This window comes from Leifsonia sp. SIMBA_070 (assembly GCF_046534635.1).
Classification (GTDB): domain Bacteria; phylum Actinomycetota; class Actinomycetes; order Actinomycetales; family Microbacteriaceae; genus Leifsonia.
This window is the reverse complement of sequence record NZ_JAWRYK010000098.1, coordinates 1-335: the sequence shown is the minus strand read 5'-3', so window position 1 is coordinate 335 and position 335 is coordinate 1. Positions and strand designations below refer to the sequence as shown.

General features: G+C 65.4%; 1 protein-coding gene. It reads left to right on the top strand.

Annotated features, from left to right (window positions below; translation table 11 throughout):
• On the top strand, positions 1-335 hold a 335-nt coding region (locus tag SB754_RS19580; RefSeq protein WP_410784065.1), incomplete at both ends, for an amidohydrolase family protein.

The following is a 335-nucleotide window of genomic DNA, read 5'->3' as shown; positions in this document are numbered from 1 at the left end:
AGCATCTCGACATGCTGATGGTGTGCCATCACCTCGATCCGTCGATCGCCGAGGATCTCGCGTTCGCCGAATCGCGGATCCGCCGCGAGACGATCGCGGCCGAGGACATCCTGCACGATCTCGGCGCACTGTCGATGCTGTCGTCCGACTCGCAGGCGATGGGCCGCGTCGGCGAAGTGATCATCCGCACCTGGCAGACCGCGCACAAGATGAAGGTGCAGCGCGGCGCGCTGCCGGAAGACGGCGCGCGCAACGACAACTTCCGCGCGAAACGCTACGTCGCGAAGTACACGATCAACCCGGCGATCACGCACGGGATCGCGCATGAAGTCGGG